Genomic DNA, 25,072 nt, shown 5'->3' on the forward strand with positions numbered 1-25,072 from the left:
AAGGAGCATCAATCCTTGCAGCACCCCGATTCCAACTCCTTGAGGATCGGGCAGTCGGGACGGTGGTCGCCCTGGCAGTGTTCCACCAGGTCCTGGAGGGTATCGCGCAGCTCGGCCAGTTCGCGGATCTTCTGGTTCAGTTCATCGATGTGTTGCTTGGCCAGGGTCTTCACATCGGCGCTGGCGCGTTGACGATCCTGCCACAGCGTCAACAGTTTGCTGACCTCCTCCAAGGAAAACCCCAGGTCCCGGGAGCGCTTGATGAACGCCAGCGTGTGCAGGTCATCGGTGCCGTAGATCCGGTAGCCGCTGTCCGTGCGATGGGCGGCCTTGAGCAGACCGATGGATTCGTAATACCGGATCATCTTCGCGCTAAGGCCGCTCTGGCGGGCCGCTTGGCCGATGTTCATCGCTTGTCCTCCAGGTCTGCAGGCTTCCAGAACTTCAACAGTAATGCGTTGCTGACCACGCTGACGCTCGACAGCGCCATGGCCGCGCCGGCCAGTACCGGGTTGAGCAAACCGAACGCGGCGAGGGGGATGCCGATCAGGTTATAGACGAAGGCCCAGAACAGATTCTGGCGGATCTTGGCGTAAGTCTTGCGGCTGATGTCCAGCGCTGCCGGCACCAGGCGCGGGTCGCCGCGCATCAACGTGATACCGGCGGCGTGCATCGCCACATCGGTGCCGCCGCCCATGGCAATGCCGATGTCGGCAGCGGCCAGGGCTGGAGCGTCGTTGATACCGTCGCCGACCATTGCCACCACCGAATGACTTTTCAATTGCTCGACGATGGCGGACTTGTCGGCCGGCAATACTTCGGCGTGGACGTTGGTGATACCCAGCGCGTGGGCCACAACCCGGGCGCTGCCTCGGTTATCGCCGGTGAGCAGATGGCTGGCGATACGGCGGTGATTCAAGGCTTCCACCGCCGCCAGGGCACCCGGCTTGAGAGTATCGCCGAAGGCAAACAGGCCCAGGACCCGAGGTGTCGAGGCTTGTTCGATCAGCCAGGATACCGTCCGGCCTTCGGTTTCCCAGGCCAGCGCCGACTCGGCCAGCGAGTCGGGGCCTAGCCCGAGCTCTTCCAGCAAACGCCGATTGCCCAGCGCGAGGCGGCGTCCGTCGAGGGTGCCGGCGATGCCGCGCCCGGTGAGGGACTGGCTGTCGCTGATATCCGCTACGTCCAGGTCGCGCTCGGTGCAGGCGTCCAGCACCGCTTTGGCGAGCGGGTGCTCGCTGCCCCGTTGCAGGGCGCCGGCCATTCTCAGCAGCCCATCTTCGTCGCCATCGAGCGCGGCCAAGTGAGCAATGCGCGGCGTGCCGGAGGTCAGGGTTCCGGTCTTGTCGAACACCACCGTATCGACTTCATGGGCACGCTCCAGTGCCTCGGCATCCTTGATCAGAATGCCGTGGCGTGCGGCCACGCCGGTGCCGGCCATGATCGCCGTCGGTGTCGCCAGGCCCAGGGCGCACGGGCACGCGATCACCAGCACGGCAACGGCGTTGATAAGTGCGGTTTCCAATGGTGCGCCGTAGAGCCACCAGCCAATCAGCGTGGCGACAGCCAGGAGCAATACGACCGGTACGAAAATCTGGCTGACTTTATCCACCAGTTTTTGAATGGGGGCCTTGGCCGCCTGGGCGTCTTCCACCAGGCGAATGATGCGCGCCAGGACCGTCTCGGCGCCGAGGGCCTGGGTGCGCACCAGCAAACGACCTTCGCCATTGATCGCCCCGCCCGTGACCTTGTCGCCGGGTTGCTTGGGCACGGGCAGGCTTTCGCCGCTGATCAGCGCCTCGTCGGCATGGCTTTGGCCTTCGATCACTTCACCGTCCACCGGGAATCGCTCGCCGGGCTTGACCAGCACCCAGTCATTCACACGCAGCGCGCTGATGGCAACGTCCTGTTCCTTGCCGTCAATCACTTGGATTGCCCGCTCCGGTCGCAAGGCTTCGAGGGCGCGGATGGCACTGGCGGTTTGTCGCTTGGCACGGCTTTCCAGGTATTTGCCGAGCAATACCAGGGCAATCACCACGGCCGAGGCTTCGAAGTACAAATGCGGCATGCTGCCGGGCTGGGCAATTGCCCACTGATAAAGGCTCAGGCCATAACCGGCACTGGTTCCCAGGGCGACGAGCAGGTCCATATTCCCGGCCCCGGCGCGGACAGCTTTAAAAGCCGCAACGTAGAAACGCGCACCGAAGATGAATTGCACAGGTGTCGCCAACGCGAACTGCACCCAGGCCGGCAGCATCCAGTGCACGCCAAGCGGCTGCAATACCATCGGCAATACCAAGGGCAGCGCCAGCACAATCGCCAGTATCAGAGCCAGGCGCTCTCGGTTCAGGCGCTCGTCTTGGGTTTTTTGAGGTTGCTCGGCCTGCCTGACACTGGCGTCGTAGCCGGCACGCTTGACGGCGTCGATGAGCATTTGCGGATCGATCTGGCCCAGCAACTCGACATGAGCCCGTTCATTGGCCAGGTTGACGCTGGCGCGATTCACGCCTGGGACTTTACTCAGCGCTCGTTCGACCCGACCGACGCAGGAGGCGCAGGTCATGCCCTCGATGTTCAATTCCAGGGTCTGTGCGGGAACGCTATAGCCTGCTTGCTCGACCGCCTCCATCAAGGCCGGCAGGCTGCCTTCCGGTGCCTGGACCCGCGCCTGTTCCGTCGCCAGGTTGACGCTGACGGCGCTGGCGCCGGGGACCTTGCTCAGGGCTCGCTCGACCCGACCGGCACAGCTGGCGCAGGTCATGCCGGAGATCGGCAGATCGAAAGTGGTGGATTCAGACATGTGCAGGCTCCCTGTAGTGGATGACCACAGGATCAACCTTGCCATGTTGGCAAGGTCAAGCGCCAGTTCAGAAGTTTGCGAAGACCCCTGCGTTCTACCGGAGCGCGCCTGCTCGCGAAAGCGGTGTCATAGCCGATGAAGGTGCCGGACTGACCGGCCTCTTCGCGAGCAGGCTCGTTCCCACATGGGTTCGCAGGGCGTCAGTAACCGAGATCGGCCTGCTTGAGGTACATGCCTTGCTCATTCGCCGCGATGCGGTACTTCACAACATCGCCAGCCTTGAGGGTGATGTCCTGCGATCCTGGAGCGAGCATGCCCGGGGCGCAACCTGCGGCCTGGCCTGGCAGCAGTTTCAGGCGCAAGGAAATCCGACCGGGTGGCAGGTTGAACGAGGTGCTTTGCTCCTGGAATAACCTGCCAGATAACTGGTCCTGGATGTAGACGCCTATTTCGCAACTGGTCGGTACCTCCAGACGCTCCCGGGAAATGATCAAGACGCCATAGTCTTCGCCGGCAGCCGATGCCTGGGGGGCCACTGCTGAAAGACCGAGCATGCAAAACAGGCTGAACGCTGACCAGCGCATGGCTGAACCTCCGGTATGAAATCCTGATAGGTGCAGCTTGGCCGAGCACGACGCCGATTGCCAGCCCGGCAGTTTTTGCGAAAACTTGACCTTGCCATGATGGCAAGCTTGAAACTGCGGGCAACCTCATTCCCAAGGAGTCATTTCATGCAAACCTTCAACGTTCAAGGGATGTCCTGTGGTCATTGCGTAAAGGCCGTTACCCAGGCTGTGCAGGCCAAGGACCCAGCGGCTCAGGTGCAAGTGAACCTGGGCGCCGGGACCGTCCAAGTCCAGAGCACCTTGCCGAAGGAGGCGCTGATCGAGGCAATCAGGGAGGAGGGCTACGAAGCCAGCCCCGCCTGAACGTTTTTAATCGTTAGCGACCTATCGGAATGTTCAAGAGCGTCCAGCCCGGCTAGACTGTCGGGCTGCCGACTGACGCTGAGCTGGACGCCTGATGAACCTCCGTACCATTCTGATTCTTGGCGCCTTGAGCGCTTTCGGTCCCTTGGCGATCGATTTTTATCTGCCGGCGTTCCCGGCGATGGCAATCGCTTTCGGCACCGATGAAAAACATATCCAACTGACCCTGGCGGCCTATTTCCTGGGGTTGTCTCTCGGCCAACTGGCCTACGGGCCCGTGGCGGATCGCTTCGGACGACGTGTCCCGCTGCTGACGGGCGTCGCCTTGTTCACCGTGGCATCGCTGGCCTGCGCCTATGCGCCAAGCCTTGAATGGCTGATCGGTGCGCGCTTCGTGCAGGCGTTGGGCGGATGCGCGGGGATGGTGATTTCCCGGGCGGTGGTCAGCGACAAATGCGACGCGGTGGGCTCGGCCAAGGTGTTCTCGCAGTTGATGCTGGTGATGGGCCTGGCGCCGATCCTTGCGCCGATGCTCGGCGGCTTGCTGGTGAACCTCTATGGTTGGCAATCGATTTTCATTGGCCTGACGCTGTTCAGTGCGCTCGCGGCAACGGCGGTTGCCTTGTGGTTGCCGGAAAGCCTGCCCGACCATGTGCCCCGCCAACCGCTGTCCGGCGCACTGCGCCAATACGGTCGTCTTCTAAAAGACTCGGTTTACCTTGGCCACGCCCTGACAGGAGGCATCGCGATCGCCGGGATGTTTGCCTACATCGCCGGCTCGCCGTTTGTATTTATCAAGCTCTACGGCGTGCCCGCCGAGCACTTCGGCTGGTTGTTCGGAACCAACGCGGCAGGTTTCATCCTGGTAGCGCAGGTCAACGCGCGATTGTTGTCCAAGCGCGGCCCGGCTTTCTTGCTGGCCCGCGCGGTCTGGGTCTACTGGATTGCCGGGCTGAGTCTGTTGGCCGTCAGCGCCTTCCAGCCGGAGCGGCTGTGGCCGTTGCTGATCCCGTTGTTCATCTGCATCGCCAGCCTGGGCTGCATCCTCCCCAATGCGTCGGCTTGCGCCATGAACGGGCAGGGCGCCCGGGCGGGGAGTGCCTCGGCCATGTTGGGCTGCCTGCAGTTTTCCGTCGCTGCGGGTGCCGCCGCATTGGTGGCCGCGCTACATGACGGCACGGCGGTGCCGATGGCGATTGTCATCAGTCTTTGCGGATTGTTGGTGGTCGGCGCGGCAATGCTGACTCGCCGTCTGCAAAACGCGTTGGCGCTTGCCCAGGCGGGTCAGCGAAATTGAGTCACCCGGCCGCGCGCTGCTGGTGTTCGGGAAAGTGATGGGGCGCTCGGATGCGCGCTTGCAGGGTATTGGCGAAAGCCTGGGCTTCGGCCTCGGTGCGAAAGGTCACGACATGCTGGTCAAGACGTACTTGCCATTGGGATTTTGCCACTTCTTTTATCAGGATCTTCATTGCTGACCTCCTCGTGTAAAAGACTGCGTTGCAAAGGCCTCGAGTGTAGACCGGAATACGGGCGCGGTTGTGACAACGGTCAATTGTCGGACTGACGGTGCAGGCTTGGGTGGCGAGGGAGCGAGCTCCCCCGTCACGGGATTGTCTGAGGGGCGACGGCCTGGAACAGTCAGAATCCTTCCAGCACGATCTTACCCTTGGCCTTCCCACTTTCAAGCAATGCGTGGGCCCGACGCAGGTTTTCGGCGTTGATGACGCCGAAGTGTTCGCCGACCGTCGTTTTCAAGGTGCCTGCGTCAATCAGCCCGGCCACACGATTGAGCAGTTTGTGCTGTTCAAGCATGTCGACTGTCTCGAATAGAGAGCGGGTGTACATGAACTCCCAGTGCAACGACAGGCTCTTGCGCTTGAGCTTGGTCACGTCCAGGGATTTCGGGTCATCGATCAGGGCCAACTTGCCTTGGGGTGCCAAGGCTTCGACCAACTGGTCCAGATGCTGGTCGGTCTGGGTCAGGCTGGCCACGTGGGTCACTTGGGCCTGGCCGGCCTTCTTGAGTACTTCGCTCAGCGGCTGGCTGTGATCGACCACCAGGTCAGCACCCAGGCCACGTACCCAATCCGCTGTCTGCGGTCGGGAAGCGGTGCCGATGACCTTGAGGCCAGTCAGCTGGCTGGCCAGTTGCGTAAGGATCGAACCCACGCCCCCGGCGGCGCCGACGATGAGCAGGGTCTGGCCCAGGTCGGCCTGGCTTTCTTTTATCTGCAATCGGTCGAACAACAGTTCCCAAGCGGTGATGGCCGTCAGCGGCAGTGCGGCGGCTTCGGCGAAACCGAGGGTCTTGGGCATGTGGCCGACGATACGCTCATCAACCACATGCAATTCGCTGTTGCCGCCGGCCCTGGCGATGGAACCGGCGTAGAACACCTTGTCGCCAGCCTTGAACAGTGTGACTTCGTTGCCCACGGCCTTGACCACGCCGGCCACGTCCCAGCCCAGCACTTTGGCGGCGCCGCCTTCGGGCTGCACATTCTGGCGGACCTTGGTGTCGACGGGGTTGACCGAGATGGCCCTGACCTCCACCAACAGGTCCTTCGGCCCCGCGACGGGCTCCGGCAACTCAATGTCTTGAAGCGATTGTGGATCGTTGATGGGCAGTGATTGGTAATAGGCAATGGCTTTCATGAAGCGGCTCCGTGAGTGGGGACGATGGCGCCCATGTTTGGCTATTTGGTGACGGGGTAAAAGTGGCTAAACCAACAGGCTCTTTCAGTGTTTTTTTGATAATGACCATTAGTCGCGTGCAAATAGAGATTTTTCCCTCAGGAACAATCGCCTCCAAAGGTTTCTGGAGGACAGGAAAGCGTGATCCGCACGCTTATACTAGCGGCCGCCTGTGTCGACGCTGAAACGGGCACGACGGCAAATGGGGTAACCGCCATTTGCCTCGACACGAGCGACGTCCGGATGGGCATGCCGGTCTTCCAGGCGGTCAGCCGCTTTGGGCGGCACCTTCTCACGGGTCAATATGCCCCAAAGCAGTAGACAGATGATTCAACAGGGAGTGAATACATGGAACATGCACCTTGCATCAGCCAGATTGCCACGCTGCTGGCCGACCCAAAGCGTAGCGCAATGATGTGGGCCTTGATGGATGGTACGGCCCGACAGGCCGATGAATTGGCTTTGCTGGCCGGGCTTTCGCCCTCTTCGGCCAATGCCCATCTGGGGCGGTTGTCCACAGGTGGCCTGTTGAAAGTCGAGATCCGCGGTCGCAAGCGGTTTTTCCGCCTGGCGGCCCCCGAGATCGGCGCTGCCGTCGAGGCGTTGGCGAGCGCAACCCTCGCCAGCACGCCTCGGCAGATCCCAGACGTTTTCAAGCGCGGCCTCATGCCAACCAAGGCGCCGACGGCACCGGCGTCGTTGATGCGCGCCAGGCTTTGCGATGACCATTTGGGCGGGACCCTGGCGGCTGATCTTTATCAGCGATTGCTGGATGCCGGGTGGCTCGAACAGCTTGAGCAACGTGTGATCGTCTCCCATAAGGGCGCCAATCAATTGGCTGGGCACGGCCTGTTCATCCAGGCGTTGGCTCATCGCAATGCGCGCATCGCTTGCCCTTGTCCCGATTGGAGCGAGCGGCGGCCGCACCTGGGAGGCGCGCTGGGGGCGGCGTTGCTGCAATTGTTCATGCAATCGGGTTGGCTGAGCTTGCCAAATGATTCAAGGGCCCTGCAGGTGACCACTCTCGGCCAGCAGGAAATCCATCGGTTCGCCAGGCAGGACACCCTGGAAATGGCGCTCTAGGGCTGTTGGCAGGTCGCAATCAGCAATAACCGCCGGCGAGGTTCGCGCACACTCGGTCCAGGGTTCTTTCGGATTGGGGAATGCAAATGGACACTCACGTTTACAGCGCTGCGGAACGACTGGAGCGATTGCCTATCAGCGGCTATCACCGGGTCATATTCATCATCATTGCCTTGGCGTTTTTCTTCGACTCCATGGACCTCGCCATGATGACGTTCCTGCTGGGGTCGATCAAAACCGAGTTCGGCCTGAGCTCGGCCCAGGCGGGGCTGCTGGCCAGTTCCAGCTTCTTTGGCATGGTGGTGGGCGCCTCGCTGTCGGGCATGTTGGCCGATCGGTTTGGACGCAAACCGGTGTTCCAATGGAGCATCGTACTGTGGGGGCTGGCCAGTTACCTGTGTTCCACCGCGCAGGACATCGAGACATTGACGTTGTTTCGCATCCTGCTGGGCGTCGGCATGGGCATGGAGTTTCCGATCGCCCAGTCGATGCTTTCCGAACTTATTCCAGCCAAGCGCCGCGGACGCTACATCGCCTTGATGGACGGCTTCTGGCCGCTGGGCTTCGTGGCGGCGGGCGTGCTGTCGTATTTCCTGCTGCCGGTGATCGGCTGGCGTGACATCTTCCTGGTATTGGCGGTGCCGGCGGTGTTCGTCCTGGTGATCCGTTTCTTCATTCCGGAATCGCCGCGTTGGCTGGAACAGGCCGGTCGGGGCGATGAAGCGGATGCCGTACTCAAGCGGATCGAAGACAAGGTCCGGGCTTCGTTGGGGACGCGGGATTTGCCCGAGCCGATTCGCCTGCCGAGGCTGGCGACTGTCCCTGGCAATTTTTTCTCGGCCTTGGCGCAGATTTGGTCACCGTTGTACCGCCAGCGCACCGTGATGATCTGGAGCGTCTGGTTTTTTGCCCTGCTCGGGTTCTATGGCCTGACGTCCTGGCTCAGCGCGTTGTTGCAGCAATCGGGCTTCGCGGTGACGCAATCGGTCTATTACACCGTGGTCATTTCCCTGGGTGGGATCCCCGGTTTCCTGATGGCGGCGTGGCTGGTTGAACGCTGGGGACGCAAGCCGGTGTGCATCATCACGCTGTTGGGCGGCGGGGTCATGGCTTTCCTGTATGGCCAGAGCGCGGTGTTTGGTGGCAACGTCAGCCTGCTGATCGGCACCGGACTGTTGATGCAGTTCTTCCTGTTCGGCATGTGGGCGGTGCTCTATACCTACACGCCGGAACTGTATCCGACCTCGGCGCGGGCCACGGGATCGGGCTTTGCCTCGGCGGTTGGTCGCATCGGTTCGCTGCTTGGGCCCTTGGTGACCGGGCTGGTATTTCCCATCACCGGGCAGGGCGGTGTGTTTGCCCTGGGTGCGCTGTGCTTTGCCGTGGCGGCGGGGGTAGTCTGGCTGTTCGGAATGGAAACGCGGGGCAAGACGCTGGAGGAGTTGAGCGAAGGCGCAGTAGCGGATTGAACACGATCCCCTGTGGGAGCCTGCTCGCTCCCACAGGGGATGAACGCCAAGCTTAAGGTTTTACGAGTCGCGCATCCAGGCTGTTCTGCGCCAGCCGCTTGGCCTGGTCCTGGGTCATGCCCAGGTGAGTGTGCAGCGCATGGAAGTTCTCGGTGACATAACCGCCAAAATACGCCGGGTCATCTGAGTTCACCGTGACCTTCACGCCGCGTTCAAGCATGTCGAGGATGTTGTGCTGCGACATGTCGTCGAACACGCACAGCTTGGTATTGGACAGCGGGCACACCGTCAGCGGAATCTGCTCGTCGATGATCCGCTGCATCAGCCGCTCGTCTTCGATAGCCCGCACGCCGTGGTCGATGCGCTGGATCTTCAGCAGGTCCAACGCTTCCCAGATGTATTCGGGCGGGCCTTCCTCGCCAGCGTGGGCGACAGTCAGGAAACCTTCGTTACGAGCGCGATCGAACACTCGCTGGAACTTGCTCGGTGGATGGCCCATCTCCGAACTGTCCAGGCCCACGGCCACGAACGCGTCACGGAACGGTAACGCCTGGTCGAGGGTTTTCTCGGCCTGTTCTTCGCTCAGATGGCGCAGGAAACTCAGGATCAGGCCGCTGGTGATGCCCAGTTGCTGCTCGCCGTCCTTGAGGGCGGCGGCAATGCCGTTGAGCACCACTTCGAATGGAATGCCGCGATCGGTGTGAGTCTGCGGATCGAAGAATGGCTCGGTGTGGATCACGTTCTGCGCCTTGCAGCGCAGCAGGTAGGCCCAGGTCAGGTCGTAGAAATCCTGGGACGTGCGCAGCACATCGGCGCCCTGGTAATACAGGTCGAGAAACTCCTGCAAGTTGTTGAAGGCATAGGCCTTGCGCAGGGTCTCCACGTCGCTCCAAGGCAGGGCGATCTTGTTGCGTTCGGCCAGGGCAAACAGCAGCTCCGGCTCCAGCGAGCCTTCCAGGTGCAGATGCAGTTCGGCCTTGGGCAAGGCATTCAGCCAGTCGTACATGTCTTTTTCTCATCAGCGAATCAATGGCGGGCATTCTACAGGGGGTAGGCGCCGATGTCGGGTAAAACCTGACCGGGTGATCCACTGTGCAGTGCTGCATCCGCACGAAACGTTCCCGGCCTGCCACAGTCTAGTAGCTCATGACCCGTCCATTGCCAGGCCCGCGATGTTCTCGTTGATCAAGCAAGAAAAACTGCTGTTGTTGGCCCTGATAGCCGCCTTCGTTGCCTACCCGCTGGAACATTGGCTGCTGGGCAGCGGGCGGGCCGTGGCGCTGGCAAGTGGGTTGGTGCTGATCGGTTTCATCGTTTCTGCCTCCATGCGCGTGGCTCATCACGCGGAACTCCTGGCGGAAAAAGTGGGTGATCCCTACGGGACCATGATCCTGACCTTGTCGGCGGTTTTGGTGGAAGTCGTGATCCTGGCGATCATGATGAGTAACGAGGCATCGCCCACCCTGGTACGGGACACGATTTATTCGGCAGTCATGCTCGACATCAACGGTATCCTCGGGCTCGCGGCACTGATGGGAGGGCTCAAGCATGGCGAGCAGGTCTATAACGACGATTCGGCGCGCACCTACAGCGTGATGATTCTCACCGCGATGGGCGTGTCGATGGTGGTGCCTGAGTTCATTCCCCAAGAAAACTGGAAGCATTATTCGGCGTTCACCATCGGCGCGATGATGGTCTTGTATGCCTTGTTCCTGCGGATGCAGGTGGGCCCCCACAGTTATTTCTTCAGCTACAACTACCCGGAAAAACGTCGAAAAAAGGAGCCGGTGGAAACCGAGCCGAAACCCATCAGCCTGGCATTCTCCATCGGCGCATTGGTGTTTGGCGTGGTGGTGATCGGTGCGCTGGCCGAGGTCATGTCCAAGGCCATCGATCTGGGACTGGAAGGCTCCGGCGCGCCGCCGGTGGTCACGGCTATCCTGGTGGCGGCCATCTCCGCAGCGCCGGAAATCCTCACCGCCCTGCGTGCAGCCCTGGCCAATCGCATGCAGTCGGTGGTCAACATCGCGTTGGGAGCGTCGCTGTCCACCGTGATCCTGACCGTGCCGGTGATGGAGGCGATGGCGCTCTATACCGGCCAGCCTTTCCAGATGGCGATGACGCCGGTGCAGACGGTGATGATCTTCATCACCTTGATCGTCAGCGCTATCAACCTCAACGATGGCGAAACCAACGCCATCGAGGGCATGACCCACTTTGTGTTGTTTGCGACGTTTGTGATGTTGTCGTTGCTGGGGCTTTGACTTGTCATAGTCCCTGTGGGAGCCGGCTGGCTCCCACATTCGTTTTCGGTTTGATCAGGATGTTGCGATCAACTCCCGAGCCGCCTGGCTGTGATCGGCAATCAACCCGTTCAGGTCAAGGCCCTCGACCTGTCCGTCGATCACCCGCCACTCGCCGGCGATCATCACCCGATCCGCTCGATCAGCGCCACATAGCAGCAGTGCCGAGATCGGGTCGTGGCTGCCGGAGAAGCGCAGCTCATCAAGCTTGAACAGCCCCAGGTCGGCCTGTTTGCCCACCGCCAGTTCGCCGATGTCGTTGCGCCCCAGCAATCGCGCCGAACCGCGGGTCGCCCAACCCAGCACCCGTTCCGGCGTGATCGCTTGCGCGCCATAGCGCAGGCGTTGGATGTACAGCGCTTGGCGGGCTTCGAGGATCATGTTCGAGGCATCGTTGGACGCTGAGCCGTCCACGCCCAGGCCCAGTGGCGCGCCGGCGGCCGTGAGGTCGAGTGTCGGGCAAATGCCCGAGGCCAGGCGCATGTTCGAACTGGGGCAATGACAGATACCGGTGCCGGCTGCGCCCAGACGGACGATTTCATCCGGATTGAAATGAATGCCATGGGCCAGCCAGGTACGCGGACCCAGCCAGCCGACGCTGTCCAGGTAATCGACGGTGCGCAGGCCGAAGCGTTGCAGGCAGAAATCTTCTTCATCGAGGGTTTCGGCCAGGTGCGTGTGCAGGCGTACGTCGAGTTTTTCCGCGAGCTCGGCGCTGGCGCTCATGATCTCGGGTGTCACCGAAAACGGTGAGCACGGCGCCAGGGCAATCTGGATCTGCGCGCCGTCGCCTCGTTGGTGATAACGGGCGATCAGTCGCTGACTGTCGTCGAGAATCACTTGGCCCTGCTGGACAGTCTGCTGCGGCGGCAAGCCACCGTCGGCTTCGCCCAGGCTCATGGAACCGCGAGTGAGCATTGCGCGCATGCCCAGTTCGCGGACGCTTTCAACCTGCACGTCGATTGCATTCTCCAGGCCTTGCGGAAACAGATAATGATGGTCAGCCGCCGTGGTGCAGCCCGACAAGAGCAGTTCGGCCAGCGCCACTTTGCTTGCCAGGGCCAGTTTTTCCGGTGTCAGTCGTGCCCAGACCGGGTAAAGGGTTTTCAGCCAAGGGAACAATGGCTGGTTGACCACAGGGGCCCAGGCGCGGGTGAGGGTCTGATAAAAATGATGGTGAGTGTTGATCAGCCCCGGCAGGATGACATGCTCGCGGGCGTCGAAGACAACATCGCAGGGATGGTCGGGGTGCTGGCCGAGGCCGAGCAGTTCGACGATCGCACCATCCTGCAGGACGAGACCGCCACGGGCATCGAGGTCGTTGGCCGTGAAGACGGCGAGGGGATTTTTTAACCAGGTACGGGTCGCAGGCATGGTCGCCGGCTCCTCTGAAAGTGGGTTCAGGTTAGCCAGCTCAGTGATGCCCTGTCTGCTGATCCAGGGGCGCCCTTGGGAGGGCGCGGTTTGCAGTTTACTCAGTTTATCCGGCACCCATCCAGTGCTCAGCGAGGATTACTGTGGGAGCGGCGGTTTACCAGGGAATCGTCTCGCCCCTGTAATTGACGAAGTGATGCCCACCCTTGCCGGCGAAGGCATTGACCTGATCGATCAACCCACGCGTGCTGGTCTCGACGTCTATGTCGGCGCCTTCCCCGCCCATATCCGTCTTCACCCAGCCCGGATGCAGCGACAGTACAGTCAGTGATTTCTCGCCCAGTTGACTGACAAAGCTGTTGGTCATCGAGTTGAGGGCGGCTTTGCTTGCCTTGTACAGCGCCAGTTCCGGCGCATCGGGCATGGTCACGCTGCCGAGCACGGAGCTCATGAAAGCCAGTACTCCGCTGCCCTCGCGAATCTGCCCGACGAAGCGCTGTGCCAGGTTGATCGGCGCCACGGCGTTGGTGAAGAACAACTGGCCGACCTCCGCCAACGTTGCGCCGCCCGGGCTCTGGTTGTCCGGGCCCTTGACGCCGGCGTTGATGAACAGCAGGTCAAAGGTGTCGTCCTTGAGCTGCTGGCTCAGGGCGATGACGGCTTGTTGGTCGTCCATGTCGAGCTTTTCGATGCGCACCCGCCCCAGCGCTTTCAACGCGTCTGCGTTCTGCGGGTTGCGCACGGTGGCAATGACGTTCCAGCCATCGCCGAGCAATGTCTTCACCAAACCCAGGCCCAAGCCCCTGGAAGCGCCGATGATCAATGCGTTTTTTGCGTAATTCATGAGGGCATCCTTGAAAAAAAGGTCATGGGATTAATGGACAGCGTTTACCGAGCCGTTGTTTCAGATCGTGACGCAGCGCGTCGAGTCGATCGCAAGGAAGCTTCTTCAATCACCGTAACGATTGATTAAAAAATGATCAAGCGGCCGCAAACCATGCTGCTCTTGGTGCAGCCGGAGCCATGAACGGGTTATCCACAGGTTGCTCCACAGTAATTGTGCGCAAGCTGGACAGTCGGGCATAAGCCTCGTGCGGCTTTCTTCTAAAGGCGATAAAGCACTGCAACCATTTGTTTTCCTGAATATTTCGGCGACTCTTGAGGCGCGTGTATAAAAAACGTACAAATCGCCGAAAGCCGCACGACAGAAGGGTTACAGCGTGATGCGCCCAGGTTATCCACAAGCAGGTGCACAGCGCATGTGGGCAAATCGAGGGACGCATGTCATCAGGTTGTTTGGCGGTCCAGGCGTATTTGCCCGCGACTCAGGTCGGCCAGTCGTGTCTGCAGCGTTTCAATGTGTTCCTCACCCACCGCCAATTGGAGTTCCACGCCGTTTGCGGTGAAATGCTCGGCATTTACCAAGCCACCGCATTCGGCTGTACGTAGTTTTACCAAGGGCAGTTCCGCGAACCCGCAAACGCAGTGCAGCGCCACGCGGCTAATCAACTCGATCTTTTCGGCATTTTGCAGGCATTTGTTTGCGCCGCCGCCATAAGCCCGCGCCAACCCTCCGGTACCCAACTGGATTCCGCCGTACCAGCGGATGACCAATACCACGACCTGGTCACAGGCCTGGGCCTGGATGGCTGCCAGGATCGGCCGTCCGGCGGTGCCGCCCGGTTCGCCATCGTCACTGCTGCGGTACTGATCACCCAGTTTCCATGCCCAGCAATTGTGCGTGGCATCGAGGTCGCTGTGCTGTTCGATAAAGGCCTGGGCCTCGGCGGGACTGTTGATGGGGGCGGCGAGGGTAATGAAACGGCTTTTGCGGATTTCTTCACGGTACTCACAAAAGCCGGCGAGGGTATAAGGCATGTAATCCTAGAGGTCAGGTGTCAGGCCGCAGCCTTTGAGAATGATACGGATGAGGTTGTCGCCGGCGTCGGTCATGTCTTGCTTGGTCAGCTTGCTGCGACCGGTCACGCGGCAGATCTGGGTGGCGAAGTCGGCGTAGTGCTGGGTGCTGCCCCACAACAGGAAGATGAGGTGCACCGGATCGACCGGGTCCATTTTGCCTGCATCGATCCAAGCCTGGAAAACAGCCGCCCGGCCCCTGAACCAGGCGCGATAATCCTGGTTGAAATGCTCACTCAGGCATTCGCCGCCACTGATGACTTCCATGGCGAAAATCCGCGATGCCTGGGGCTGGCGCCTGGAGAACTCCATCTTGGCGCGGATGTAGCGGGTCAACGCCTGCGCCGGATCGTCCTCGGCCGTCAGGGAGTTGAACGTGCTGTCCCATAACTCGACGATGTTGCTCAACACCGCGACGTAGAGTCCGAGCTTGTTGGTGAAGTAGTAGTGCAAGTTTGCCTTGGGCAATCCAGCTTTCAAGGCAATCGTGTTCATGCTGGTGCCCTTGAAACCGTGACGGGCGAACTCATCCTCGGCGGCCCTGAGGATGGTCTCTTCGTTCTGTTGACGAATGCGGCCGGTCGGCTTGCCACCATGGGCAGGAACTTCAAAGGTCATGGACGTTTCCGGGCTGGGTCTGTGGGTGCGGGCCAAATGCGTTCATAGCGCACCGGCGAGGATCCGACAAGTGTTGCCGCTATAAAAGCCGTATCGTGGAGACTATCAGCGTGTTGCTGCCAGGCTTTCGAGAAAATTTTCCAGCACCAGATGAGGGCGACGACCCTTGCGAGTGACCGATGCCAGGCTCAGATCGTAGAAACGCGCCAAGGGCTTGAGGGCGCGCAGCCGACCTTGCTGGACCCAGAGATTGGCATAGTGATCCGGCAGATAACCGATGTAGCGTCCAGTGAGAATCAGAAAGGCCATGCCTTCGCGGTCCGATGCGCTGGCGGTGCAGTTCAGTGCCTGGTAATGGGCCTGGATGTCTGCCGGCAAGCGGAAGGTTGGCGCGATGGCGTCTTGGCTATTGAGGCGAGCGTCTTCGAGTTGTTGGTCATCCACATAGAACAGCGGATGTCCCACTGCGCAATACAGCAGCGAACGTTCGCTGTAGAGCGGCTGGTACTCGAGACCTGACAAGGCGCTGGCTTGGGGAACCACGCCGACATGCAGGCGACCATCTAGCACGCCTTGTTCGACTTCATTGGGGGCAATCATGCGAATCTGGATCTGCACGTCGGGCCCGCGTTCTTTCAACTGGGCCAAGGCGTGCGTGATGCGCATGTGCGGCAGGGTGACGAGGTTGTCCGTCAGGCCAATGATCAGTTCGCCGCGCAAATGTTGGTGAAGGCCGTTGACCTCGGTGCGGAAGCTTTCCAACGCGCTCAATAGTTGCAGGGCCGATTGATAGACCTCGCGGCCTTCTTCAGTCAGGGAAAAACCTGCGCGACCACGCTGGCACAAGCGCAGCCCGAGGCGCTGTTCCAAATCGTTCATTTGCTGGCTGATAGCCGACCGACCGATACCAAGCACCGTTTCGGCGGCGGAAAACCCACCGGACTCCACCACACTGCGGAAAATGCGCAGCAAGCGGATATCGAAGTCGCTGACCTGGGCCAGCGGATCGGAACGACGAAGACTCATAGTTTAGTGATCCGCTGACTGAAGGTTAGAAAAGCTGGATTTCACCGACTTTATCGCCGTGGCAACGTAGTCGCAAGAACGCTCTGATTCAGTCCGCTTATGTCTTGCGAGGTTTTGTCGATGAACATGCCCGAACACGCTGTCGGTTCCCTGGCCAGCCAGTTGAAGCTGGATGCCCACTGGATGCCCTACACGGCCAATCGCAATTTTCAGCGCGATCCTCGCCTGATCGTGGCCGCCGAAGGTAGCTGGCTGACCGACGACAAGGGGCGCAAGGTCTACGACTCTTTGTCGGGCTTGTGGACGTGCGGCGCCGGACACACGCGCAAGGAAATCCAAGAGGCGGTCGCCAAGCAGCTGGGCACCCTCGATTATTCGCCGGGGTTCCAATACGGCCATCCACTGTCTTTCCAGTTGGCGGAAAAAATCACCAGCCTGACCCCGGGCAACCTTAACCATGTGTTTTTCACCGACTCCGGCTCCGAATGCGCTGATACCGCAGTGAAGATGGTTCGCGCCTACTGGCGCCTCAAGGGGCAGGCCACCAAGACCAAGATGATAGGTCGTGCTCGCGGTTATCACGGCGTGAACATCGCCGGTACCAGCCTGGGCGGCGTCAGCGGCAATCGCAAATTGTTCGGCCAAGCCATGATTGACGTCGATCATCTGCCCCACACCTTGCTGGCCAGCAACGCCTATTCCCGTGGCATGCCGAAGGAGGGAGGCATCGCTTTGGCCGATGAACTGCTGAAGTTGATCGAGCTGCACGACGCTTCCAACATCGCCGCGGTGTTTGTCGAGCCAATGGCCGGTTCCGCCGGCGTATTGGTGCCGCCGGAGGGATACCTCAAGCGGCTGCGGGAAATCTGCGACCAGCACAACATCTTGCTGGTGTTTGACGAAGTGATCACCGGTTTCGGTCGTACCGGTGCGATGTTCGGTGCCGACAGTTTTGGCGTGACCCCGGACGTGATGTGCATCGCCAAGCAAGTTACCAACGGTGCGATTCCGATGGGGGCGGTGATTGCCAGCAGCGAAATCTACCAGACGTTCATGAGCCAGCCGACGCCCGAATATGCCGTGGAATTTCCCCATGGCTATACCTACTCGGCGCACCCGGTGGCGTGCGCGGCAGGCTTGGCGGCGCTGGACCTGTTGCAGAAGGAAAACCTGGTGCAGAGCGTGGCCGAGGTCGCGCCGCATTTCGAGGCAGCTTTGCATGGTTTGAAGGGCTCAAAAAACGTCATCGACATTCGCAACTTTGGCTTGGCCGGGGCTATCCAGATCGCCCCGCGCGATGGCGACGCGATCGTACGCCCATTCGAGGCGGGCATGGCCCTGTGGAAGGCTGGGTTCTATGTGCGATTCGGTGGCGATACCTTGCAGTTCGGGCCGACATTCAACAGCAAGCCGCACGACCTGGATCGCCTTTTCGATGCGGTTGGTGAAGTGCTGAACAAGATCGACTGATTTCTTCTTTATAAAGAGACGCTCATTGTTGAGCGTCCGGTGACCGAATTTCCTGGAGTCCCCATGAGCCTCATCCCGCATTTGATCAATGGCGAACTGTTGAGCGACAGCGCTCGGACGGCCGATGTGTTCAACCCCTCCACTGGCCGAGCCATCCATAAGGTTCCGCTGGCGGATCGCGCGACTGTCCAACAGGCGATCGATGTTGCCAAGGCGGCTTTCCCCGCCTGGCGCAACACACCGGCGGCGAAGCGCGCCCAGGTAATGTTTCGTTTCAAGCAACTGTTGGAGCAGAACGAAGCGCGTATCGCCCAATTGATCAGCGAAGAACATGGCAAGACGTTGGAAGATGCCGCGGGTGAGCTCAAGCGTGGTATCGAAAACGTTGAGTTTGCCTGTGCCGCGCCGGAAATCCTGAAGGGCGAATACAGTCGCAATGTAGGACCGAACATTGATGCCTGGTCAGACTTCCAGCCCTTGGGTGTCGTGGCAGGTATCACGCCGTTCAACTTCCCGGCGATGGTGCCGTTGTGGATGTATCCGCTGGCTATCGTCTGTGGCAACTGCTTCATCCTCAAGCCGTCCGAGCGTGATCCGAGCTCGACATTGCTGATTGGCCAGCTATTGCTGGAAGCCGGTTTGCCCAAAGGTGTGTTGAGCGTGGTCCATGGCGACAAGGCGGCGGTGGATGCGTTGATTGAAGCGCCGGAAGTAAAGGCGCTGAGTTTTGTCGGGTCGACGCCGATTGCCGAGTACATCTATGCCGAGGGGACTCGTCGCGGTAAACGCGTCCAGGCCTTGGGCGGTGCGAAGAACCATGCAGTCCTGATGCCCGACGCCGATCTGGATAATGCAGTCAGCGCCTTGATGGGCGCTGCGTACGGTTCGTGCGGTGAGCGCTGCATGGCGATTTCGGTGGCAGTGTGTGTCGGTGATCAGGTGGCGGATGCGCTGGTGGCCAAGTTGGTTCCGCAGATCAAGGCATTGAAGATCGGTGCGGGGACTTCGTGCGGACTGGACATGGGGCCGCTTGTTACCGGGCAACACCGCGACAAGGTCAGTGGCTATATAGAAGAGGGCGTGTCGGCGGGGGCGTCATTGATTGTCGATGGCCGTGGCTTGAGTGTCGCTGGGCACGAGGACGGCTTTTTCCTGGGCGGCTGTCTGTTCGATCACGTGACACCTGAGATGCGCATCTATAAGGAAGAAATCTTCGGGCCAGTGCTGTGTATCGTCCGGGTCAACAGCTTGGAAGAGGCGATGCAACTGATCAATGATCACGAATATGGCAACGGGACCTGCATCTTTACCCGAGACGGCGAGGCGGCGCGGTTGTTCTGTGATGAGATTGAAGTCGGCATGGTCGGCGTCAACGTTCCATTGCCAGTGCCTGTTGCTTATCACAGTTTTGGCGGTTGGAAGCGTTCGCTCTTTGGTGACCTGCATGCTTATGGTCCGGATGGGGTGCGTTTTTATACGCGTCGCAAGGCCATTACCCAACGCTGGCCGCAGCGTGCCAGCCATGAAGCTTCACAATTTGCATTTCCAAGCCTGTAGTTGGTAACTGAAGAGGCCGGCGCCCTTGGGCGTCGGCCTCTGTATTTATGGGGCTTTCTGACTGATATGACACAATTGTGAAAATAACGGTTGACGGCAAATTCTGGATGTCTATAATTCGCCCCACTTCCGGCGCAGTCGAAACGGAAAACTCCTTGAGTTTCAATGAGTTAGATGGTTTAGGCAAGTCAGGCGCTTCAGTTCATCGAAGTGCTGAAGGAGTTGATAGGGCGGTGTTGTTTGGCTCTATCGGCGATTCGATCTTCTCGATCGAAAGCGGTAAAAAAGAGGTGTTGACAGCAGCGAACAACGCTGTAGAATTCGCCTCCCGCTAACGAGAGATCGAAAGCGCAAGTGGTTGAAGTTGTTAAGGATTTCCAAGCGAAACTTTGAAAACTTCTTAAAATAACCGCTTGACAGATACACGGGGCGCTGTAGAATGCGCGCCTCGGTTGAGACGAAAGGCTCAATCCACCGCTCTTTAACAACTGAATCAAGCAATTCGTGTGGGTGCTTGTGGAGTCAGACTGCTAGTCAACAGATTATCAGCATCACAAGTTACTCCGCGAGAAATCAAAGATGTAACCAACGATTGCTGAGCCAAGTTTAGGGTTTTCTCAAAACCCAAAGATGTTTGAACTGAAGAGTTTGATCATGGCTCAGATTGAACGCTGGCGGCAGGCCTAACACATGCAAGTCGAGCGGCAGCACGGGTACTTGTACCTGGTGGCGAGCGGCGGACGGGTGAGTAATGCCTAGGAATCTGCCTGGTAGTGGGGGATAACGCTCGGAAACGGACGCTAATACCGCATACGTCCTACGGGAGAAAGCAGGGGACCTTCGGGCCTTGCGCTATCAGATGAGCCTAGGTCGGATTAGCTAGTTGGTGAGGTAATGGCTCACCAAGGCGACGATCCGTAACTGGTCTGAGAGGATGATCAGTCACACTGGAACTGAGACACGGTCCAGACTCCTACGGGAGGCAGCAGTGGGGAATATTGGACAATGGGCGAAAGCCTGATCCAGCCATGCCGCGTGTGTGAAGAAGGTCTTCGGATTGTAAAGCACTTTAAGTTGGGAGGAAGGGCATTAACCTAATACGTTAGTGTTTTGACGTTACCGACAGAATAAGCACCGGCTAACTCTGTGCCAGCAGCCGCGGTAATACAGAGGGTGCAAGCGTTAATCGGAATTACTGGGCGTAAAGCGCGCGTAGGTGGTTCGTTAAGTTGGATGTGAAATCCCCGGGCTCAACCTGGGAACTGCATTCAAAACTGTCGAGCTAGAGTATGGTAGAGGGTGGTGGAATTTCCTGTGTAGCGGTGAAATGCGTAGATATAGGAAGGAACACCAGTGGCGAAGGCGACCACCTGGACTGATACTGACACTGAGGTGCGAAAGCGTGGGGAGCAAACAGGATTAGATACCCTGGTAGTCCACGCCGTAAACGATGTCAACTAGCCGTTGGGAGCCTTGAGCTCTTAGTGGCGCAGCTAACGCATTAAGTTGACCGCCTGGGGAGTACGGCCGCAAGGTTAAAACTCAAATGAATTGACGGGGGCCCGCACAAGCGGTGGAGCATGTGGTTTAATTCGAAGCAACGCGAAGAACCTTACCAGGCCTTGACATCCAATGAACTTTCCAGAGATGGATTGGTGCCTTCGGGAACATTGAGACAGGTGCTGCATGGCTGTCGTCAGCTCGTGTCGTGAGATGTTGGGTTAAGTCCCGTAACGAGCGCAACCCTTGTCCTTAGTTACCAGCACGTTATGGTGGGCACTCTAAGGAGACTGCCGGTGACAAACCGGAGGAAGGTGGGGATGACGTCAAGTCATCATGGCCCTTACGGCCTGGGCTACACACGTGCTACAATGGTCGGTACAGAGGGTTGCCAAGCCGCGAGGTGGAGCTAATCCCACAAAACCGATCGTAGTCCGGATCGCAGTCTGCAACTCGACTGCGTGAAGTCGGAATCGCTAGTAATCGCGAATCAGAATGTCGCGGTGAATACGTTCCCGGGCCTTGTACACACCGCCCGTCACACCATGGGAGTGGGTTGCACCAGAAGTAGCTAGTCTAACCTTCGGGGGGACGGTTACCACGGTGTGATTCATGACTGGGGTGAAGTCGTAACAAGGTAGCCGTAGGGGAACCTGCGGCTGGATCACCTCCTTAATCGACGACCGCAGCTGCTTCATGAGCTCCCACACGAATTGCTTGATTCATTGAAGAAGACGATTGGGTCTGTAGCTCAGTTGGTTAGAGCGCACCCCTGATAAGGGTGAGGTCGGCAGTTCGAATCTGCCCAGACCCACCAATTTCATGGTGTACCCTGTAGCGATACGGGGCCATAGCTCAGCTGGGAGAGCGCCTGCCTTGCACGCAGGAGGTCAGCGGTTCGATCCCGCTTGGCTCCACCATTACAGATTGGTTCCAACGTTTAAAGCTTAGAAATGAGCATTCCACCAAGGCGGTGATGAATGTTGATTTCTAGTCTTTTGATTAGATCGTTCTTTAAAAATTTGGGTATGTGATAGAAAGATAGACTGGACGTTACTTTCACTGGTAACGGATCAGGCTAAGGTAAAATTTGTGAAGGGCTCTTAGAGCTCAATCGAATTTTCGGCGAATGTCGTCTTCACAGTATAACCAGATTGCTTGGGGTTATATGGTCAAGTGAAGAAGCGCATACGGTGGATGCCTTGGCAGTCAGAGGCGATGAAAGACGTGGTAGCCTGCGAAAAGCTTCGGGGAGTCGGCAAACAGACTTTGATCCGGAGATGTCTGAATGGGGGAACCCAGCCATCATAAGATGGTTATCTTGTACTGAATACATAGGTGCAAGAGGCGAACCAGGGGAACTGAAACATCTAAGTACCCTGAGGAAAAGAAATCAACCGAGATTCCCTAGTAGTGGCGAGCGAACGGGGACTAGCCCTTAAGCTTCTTTGATTTTAGCGGAACGCTCTGGAAAGTGCGGCCATAGTGGGTGATAGCCCTGTACGCGAAAGGATCTTAGAAGTGAAATCGAGTAGGACGGAGCACGAGAAACTTTGTCTGAATATGGGGGGACCATCCTCCAAGGCTAAATACTACTGACTGACCGATAGTGAACTAGTACCGTGAGGGAAAGGCGAAAAGAACCCCGGAGAGGGGAGTGAAATAGATCCTGAAACCGTATGCGTACAAGCAGTGGGAGCCCACTTTGTTGGGTGACTGCGTACCTTTTGTATAATGGGTCAGCGACTTATTTTCAGTGGCGAGCTTAACCGAATAGGGGAGGCGTAGCGAAAGCGAGTCTTAATAGGGCGTCTAGTCGCTGGGAATAGACCCGAAACCGGGCGATCTATCCATGGGCAGGTTGAAGGTTAGGTAACACTGACTGGAGGACCGAACCGACTACCGTTGAAAAGTTAGCGGATGACCTGTGGATCGGAGTGAAAGGCTAATCAAGCTCGGAGATAGCTGGTTCTCCTCGAAAGCTATTTAGGTAGCGCCTCATGTATCACTGTAGGGGGTAGAGCACTGTTTCGGCTAGGGGGTCATCCCGACTTACCAAACCGATGCAAACTCCGAATACCTACAAGTGCCGAGCATGGGAGACACACGGCGGGTGCTAACGTCCGTCGTGAAAAGGGAAACAACCCAGACCGTCAGCTAAGGTCCCAAAGTTATGGTTAAGTGGGAAACGATGTGGGAAGGCTTAGACAGCTAGGAGGTTGGCTTAGAAGCAGCCACCCTTTAAAGAAAGCGTAATAGCTCACTAGTCGAGTCGGCCTGCGCGGAAGATGTAACGGGGCTCAAACCATACACCGAAGCTACGGGTATCACGCAAGTGATGCGGTAGAGGAGCGTTCTGTAAGCCTGTGAAGGTGAGTTGAGAAGCTTGCTGGAGGTATCAGAAGTGCGAATGCTGACATGAGTAACGACAATGGGTGTGAAAAACACCCACGCCGAAAGACCAAGGTTTCCTGCGCAACGTTAATCGACGCAGGGTTAGTCGGTCCCTAAGGCGAGGCTGAAAAGCGTAGTCGATGGAAAACAGGTTAATATTCCTGTACTTCTGGTTATTGCGATGGAGGGACGGAGAAGGCTAGGCCAGCTTGGCGTTGGTTGTCCAAGTTTAAGGTGGTAGGCTGGAATCTTAGGTAAATCCGGGATTCCAAGGCCGAGAGCTGATGACGAGTTACCCTTTGGGTGACGAAGTGGTTGATGCCATGCTTCCAAGAAAAGCTTCTAAGCTTCAGGTAACCAGGAACCGTACCCCAAACCGACACAGGTGGTTGGGTAGAGAATACCAAGGCGCTTGAGAGAACTCGGGTGAAGGAACTAGGCAAAATGGCACCGTAACTTCGGGAGAAGGTGCGCCGGTGAGGGTGAAGCACTTGCTGCGTAAGCCCACGCCGGTCGAAGATACCAGGCCGCTGCGACTGTTTATTAAAAACACAGCACTCTGCAAACACGAAAGTGGACGTATAGGGTGTGACGCCTGCCCGGTGCCGGAAGGTTAATTGATGGGGTTAGCTAACGCGAAGCTCTTGATCGAAGCCCCGGTAAACGGCGGCCGTAACTATAACGGTCCTAAGGTAGCGAAATTCCTTGTCGGGTAAGTTCCGACCTGCACGAATGGCGTAACGATGGCGGCGCTGTCTCCACCCGAGACTCAGTGAAATTGAAATCGCTGTGAAGATGCAGTGTATCCGCGGCTAGACGGAAAGACCCCGTGAACCTTTACTATAGCTTTGCACTGGACTTTGAATTTGCTTGTGTAGGATAGGTGGGAGGCTTTGAAGCGTGGACGCCAGTCTGCGTGGAGCCATCCTTGAAATACCACCCTGGCAACTTTGAGGTTCTAACTCAGGTCCGTTATCCGGATCGAGGACAGTGTATGGTGGGTAGTTTGACTGGGGCGGTCTCCTCCTAAAGAGTAACGGAGGAGTACGAAGGTGCGCTCAGACCGGTCGGAAATCGGTCGTAGAGTATAAAGGCAAAAGCGCGCTTGACTGCGAGACAGACACGTCGAGCAGGTACGAAAGTAGGTCTTAGTGATCCGGTGGTTCTGTATGGAAGGGCCATCGCTCAACGGATAAAAGGTACTCCGGGGATAACAGGCTGATACCGCCCAAGAGTTCATATCGACGGCGGTGTTTGGCACCTCGATGTCGGCTCATCACATCCTGGGGCTGAAGCCGGTCCCAAGGGTATGGCTGTTCGCCATTTAAAGTGGTACGCGAGCTGGGTTTAGAACGTCGTGAGACAGTTCGGTCCCTATCTGCCGTGGACGTTTGAGATTTGAGAGGGGCTGCTCCTAGTACGAGAGGACCGGAGTGGACGAACCTCTGGTGTTCCGGTTGTCACGCCAGTGGCATTGCCGGGTAGCTATGTTCGGAAAAGATAACCGCTGAAAGCATCTAAGCGGGAAACTTGCCTCAAGATGAGATCTCACTGGAGCCTTGAGCTCCCTGAAGGGCCGTCGAAGACTACGACGTTGATAGGCAGGGTGTGTAAGCGCTGTGAGGCGTTGAGCTAACCTGTACTAATTGCCCGTGAGGCTTGACCATATAACACCCAAGCAATTTGCTGACTCGAAAGAGCACCAGATTGCGGTGTGTGAAGACGAAACGAACCGAAAGTTCGAAACTCACAAAACACCGAAAGCTGTCACATACCCAATTTGCTGAAGCGAGGTCATTAGGCCGCGACTCAGTACCCGAATTTCTTGACGACCATAGAGCATTGGAACCACCTGATCCCATCCCGAACTCAGAAGTGAAACGATGCATCGCCGATGGTAGTGTGGGGTTTCCCCATGTGAGAGTAGGTCATCGTCAAGAT

19 protein-coding genes, 2 tRNA genes and 3 rRNA genes are annotated in these 25,072 nt (G+C 58.4%); 13 read left to right on the forward strand and 11 right to left on the reverse strand.

The genetic code is table 11. The features are described from left to right. Positions 1-8: 8 nt before the first annotated feature. From cueR to VQ575_RS03445, 3 genes are all read right to left on the reverse strand, one after another. Positions 9-410 carry a Cu(I)-responsive transcriptional regulator gene (gene cueR, locus VQ575_RS03435; RefSeq protein WP_039593548.1) on the reverse strand — a complete coding sequence of 134 codons (402 nt, stop codon included), beginning with the start codon at positions 408-410 and terminating at the stop codon, positions 9-11. Next, complete coding sequence (locus VQ575_RS03440) at positions 407-2,800, reverse strand: heavy metal translocating P-type ATPase (protein WP_045155043.1); 2,394 nt, start codon at positions 2,798-2,800, stop codon at positions 407-409. Before VQ575_RS03440 ends, cueR begins: the two co-directional genes overlap by 4 nt. 200 nt (positions 2,801-3,000) lie before the next feature. Beyond that, entirely contained in the window at positions 3,001-3,384 is a 384-nt protein-coding gene (locus VQ575_RS03445) for a hypothetical protein (RefSeq protein ID WP_039593550.1), read from the reverse strand. A gap of 147 nt (positions 3,385-3,531) precedes the next feature. Here VQ575_RS03445 and VQ575_RS03450 point away from each other — a divergent pair, with 147 nt between their 5' ends. Together VQ575_RS03450 and VQ575_RS03455 are read left to right on the forward strand one after the other, a co-directional pair. Next, positions 3,532-3,729 carry a heavy-metal-associated domain-containing protein gene (locus tag VQ575_RS03450; protein ID WP_045155044.1) on the forward strand — a complete coding sequence of 66 codons (198 nt, stop codon included), beginning with the start codon at positions 3,532-3,534 and terminating at the stop codon, positions 3,727-3,729. Positions 3,730-3,823: 94 nt separating this feature from the next. After that, positions 3,824-5,026: a multidrug effflux MFS transporter gene (locus tag VQ575_RS03455; protein ID WP_039593552.1), complete on the forward strand. Its 1,203-nt coding sequence runs from the start codon at positions 3,824-3,826 to the stop codon at positions 5,024-5,026. Between the two features lies 1 nt (position 5,027). Here VQ575_RS03455 and VQ575_RS03460 read toward each other — a convergent pair whose 3' ends face one another. Further along, positions 5,028-5,198 (reverse strand): hypothetical protein, encoded by a 171-nt coding sequence (locus VQ575_RS03460; protein ID WP_196304742.1) that lies wholly within the window; start codon positions 5,196-5,198, stop codon positions 5,028-5,030. 169 nt (positions 5,199-5,367) lie between these two features. After that, entirely contained in the window at positions 5,368-6,381 is a 1,014-nt protein-coding gene (locus VQ575_RS03465; RefSeq protein WP_039593553.1) for a zinc-binding alcohol dehydrogenase family protein, read from the reverse strand. A 387-nt stretch (positions 6,382-6,768) separates the two neighbouring features. On the opposite strand from VQ575_RS03465, the gene VQ575_RS03470 reads away from it, so the two are divergent. Further along, a complete protein-coding gene (locus tag VQ575_RS03470) occupies positions 6,769-7,503 on the forward strand; it encodes an ArsR/SmtB family transcription factor (RefSeq protein WP_039593555.1) in 735 nt (244 codons plus the stop codon). A gap of 86 nt (positions 7,504-7,589) precedes the next feature. Further along, positions 7,590-8,972: an MFS transporter gene (locus VQ575_RS03475; RefSeq protein ID WP_045155055.1), complete on the forward strand. Its 1,383-nt coding sequence runs from the start codon at positions 7,590-7,592 to the stop codon at positions 8,970-8,972. Between the two features lie 52 nt (positions 8,973-9,024). On the opposite strand, the gene VQ575_RS03480 is transcribed toward VQ575_RS03475, so the two are convergent. Beyond that, a complete protein-coding gene (locus VQ575_RS03480; protein WP_039593556.1) occupies positions 9,025-9,978 on the reverse strand; it encodes an adenosine deaminase in 954 nt (317 codons plus the stop codon). Between the two features lie 166 nt (positions 9,979-10,144). On the opposite strand from VQ575_RS03480, the gene VQ575_RS03485 reads away from it, so the two are divergent. Further along, positions 10,145-11,236, forward strand: a complete 1,092-nt coding sequence (locus VQ575_RS03485; RefSeq protein WP_039593557.1) for a calcium:cation antiporter — start codon at positions 10,145-10,147, stop codon at positions 11,234-11,236. Between the two features lie 54 nt (positions 11,237-11,290). On the opposite strand, the gene VQ575_RS03490 is transcribed toward VQ575_RS03485, so the two are convergent. From VQ575_RS03490 to VQ575_RS03510, 5 genes are all read right to left on the reverse strand, one after another. Further along, positions 11,291-12,649, reverse strand: coding sequence for an 8-oxoguanine deaminase (locus tag VQ575_RS03490; protein WP_045155045.1), 1,359 nt, complete (start codon positions 12,647-12,649; stop codon positions 11,291-11,293). Between the two features lie 157 nt (positions 12,650-12,806). Further along, on the reverse strand, positions 12,807-13,493 hold the full coding sequence (locus tag VQ575_RS03495) for an SDR family oxidoreductase (protein WP_039593559.1): 687 nt from the start codon (positions 13,491-13,493) through the stop codon (positions 12,807-12,809). 443 nt (positions 13,494-13,936) lie between these two features. Next, complete coding sequence (locus tag VQ575_RS03500; RefSeq protein ID WP_039593560.1) at positions 13,937-14,527, reverse strand: IMPACT family protein; 591 nt, start codon at positions 14,525-14,527, stop codon at positions 13,937-13,939. 6 nt (positions 14,528-14,533) lie between these two features. Beyond that, positions 14,534-15,184, reverse strand: coding sequence for a TetR/AcrR family transcriptional regulator (locus VQ575_RS03505; RefSeq protein ID WP_039593561.1), 651 nt, complete (start codon positions 15,182-15,184; stop codon positions 14,534-14,536). A gap of 105 nt (positions 15,185-15,289) precedes the next feature. Next, entirely contained in the window at positions 15,290-16,210 is a 921-nt protein-coding gene (locus VQ575_RS03510; protein ID WP_039593562.1) for a LysR family transcriptional regulator, read from the reverse strand. A gap of 120 nt (positions 16,211-16,330) precedes the next feature. Here VQ575_RS03510 and aptA point away from each other — a divergent pair, with 120 nt between their 5' ends. The 8 genes from aptA (at position 16,331) to rrf (ending at position 25,071) form a co-directional block, all read left to right on the forward strand. Then, positions 16,331-17,680, forward strand: a complete 1,350-nt coding sequence (gene aptA, locus VQ575_RS03515; protein WP_039593563.1) for an omega-aminotransferase AptA — start codon at positions 16,331-16,333, stop codon at positions 17,678-17,680. A 63-nt stretch (positions 17,681-17,743) separates the two neighbouring features. Continuing rightward, on the forward strand, positions 17,744-19,237 hold the full coding sequence (locus VQ575_RS03520; protein ID WP_198724173.1) for a CoA-acylating methylmalonate-semialdehyde dehydrogenase: 1,494 nt from the start codon (positions 17,744-17,746) through the stop codon (positions 19,235-19,237). 155 nt (positions 19,238-19,392) lie between these two features. Then, positions 19,393-19,572, forward strand: coding sequence for a hypothetical protein (locus VQ575_RS03525; protein ID WP_325919079.1), 180 nt, complete (start codon positions 19,393-19,395; stop codon positions 19,570-19,572). Between the two features lie 301 nt (positions 19,573-19,873). Beyond that, positions 19,874-21,412, forward strand: a 16S ribosomal RNA gene (locus tag VQ575_RS03530). A gap of 65 nt (positions 21,413-21,477) precedes the next feature. After that, a tRNA-Ile gene (locus VQ575_RS03535) sits at positions 21,478-21,554 on the forward strand. A gap of 27 nt (positions 21,555-21,581) precedes the next feature. Next, a tRNA-Ala gene (locus tag VQ575_RS03540) sits at positions 21,582-21,657 on the forward strand. A gap of 250 nt (positions 21,658-21,907) precedes the next feature. Beyond that, positions 21,908-24,798: ribosomal RNA gene (locus VQ575_RS03545) — 23S ribosomal RNA — on the forward strand. Positions 24,799-24,955: 157 nt separating this feature from the next. Continuing rightward, positions 24,956-25,071, forward strand: a 5S ribosomal RNA gene (gene rrf / locus VQ575_RS03550). The 16S, 23S and 5S rRNA genes sit together here with 2 tRNA genes alongside, the layout of an rRNA operon. Position 25,072: the final 1 nt, after the last annotated feature.

It is taken from the genome of Pseudomonas frederiksbergensis, from assembly GCF_035751725.1.
Classification (GTDB): domain Bacteria; phylum Pseudomonadota; class Gammaproteobacteria; order Pseudomonadales; family Pseudomonadaceae; genus Aquipseudomonas; species Aquipseudomonas frederiksbergensis_A.

Bases quoted from the DNA above. Each gene is read 5' to 3' on its own strand.
- VQ575_RS03510 (WP_039593562.1), bottom strand. From the start codon at position 16,210: ATGAGTCTTCGTCGTTCCGATCCGCTGGCCCAGGTCAGCGACTTCGAT.
- cueR (WP_039593548.1), bottom strand. From the start codon at position 410: ATGAACATCGGCCAAGCGGCCCGCCAGAGCGGCCTTAGCGCGAAGATG.
- VQ575_RS03485 (WP_039593557.1), top strand. From the start codon at position 10,145: ATGTTCTCGTTGATCAAGCAAGAAAAACTGCTGTTGTTGGCCCTGATA.
- VQ575_RS03465 (WP_039593553.1), bottom strand. From the start codon at position 6,381: ATGAAAGCCATTGCCTATTACCAATCACTGCCCATCAACGATCCACAA.
- VQ575_RS03470 (WP_039593555.1), top strand. From the start codon at position 6,769: ATGGAACATGCACCTTGCATCAGCCAGATTGCCACGCTGCTGGCCGAC.
- VQ575_RS03500 (WP_039593560.1), bottom strand. From the start codon at position 14,527: ATGCCTTATACCCTCGCCGGCTTTTGTGAGTACCGTGAAGAAATCCGC.
- VQ575_RS03455 (WP_039593552.1), top strand. From the start codon at position 3,824: ATGAACCTCCGTACCATTCTGATTCTTGGCGCCTTGAGCGCTTTCGGT.
- VQ575_RS03495 (WP_039593559.1), bottom strand. From the start codon at position 13,493: ATGAATTACGCAAAAAACGCATTGATCATCGGCGCTTCCAGGGGCTTG.
- VQ575_RS03460 (WP_196304742.1), bottom strand. From the start codon at position 5,198: ATGAAGATCCTGATAAAAGAAGTGGCAAAATCCCAATGGCAAGTACGT.
- VQ575_RS03440 (WP_045155043.1), bottom strand. From the start codon at position 2,800: ATGTCTGAATCCACCACTTTCGATCTGCCGATCTCCGGCATGACCTGC.
- aptA (WP_039593563.1), top strand. From the start codon at position 16,331: ATGAACATGCCCGAACACGCTGTCGGTTCCCTGGCCAGCCAGTTGAAG.
- VQ575_RS03490 (WP_045155045.1), bottom strand. From the start codon at position 12,649: ATGCCTGCGACCCGTACCTGGTTAAAAAATCCCCTCGCCGTCTTCACG.
- VQ575_RS03445 (WP_039593550.1), bottom strand. From the start codon at position 3,384: ATGCGCTGGTCAGCGTTCAGCCTGTTTTGCATGCTCGGTCTTTCAGCA.
- VQ575_RS03475 (WP_045155055.1), top strand. From the start codon at position 7,590: ATGGACACTCACGTTTACAGCGCTGCGGAACGACTGGAGCGATTGCCT.
- VQ575_RS03450 (WP_045155044.1), top strand. From the start codon at position 3,532: ATGCAAACCTTCAACGTTCAAGGGATGTCCTGTGGTCATTGCGTAAAG.
- VQ575_RS03505 (WP_039593561.1), bottom strand. From the start codon at position 15,184: ATGACCTTTGAAGTTCCTGCCCATGGTGGCAAGCCGACCGGCCGCATT.
- VQ575_RS03480 (WP_039593556.1), bottom strand. From the start codon at position 9,978: ATGTACGACTGGCTGAATGCCTTGCCCAAGGCCGAACTGCATCTGCAC.
- VQ575_RS03520 (WP_198724173.1), top strand. From the start codon at position 17,744: ATGAGCCTCATCCCGCATTTGATCAATGGCGAACTGTTGAGCGACAGC.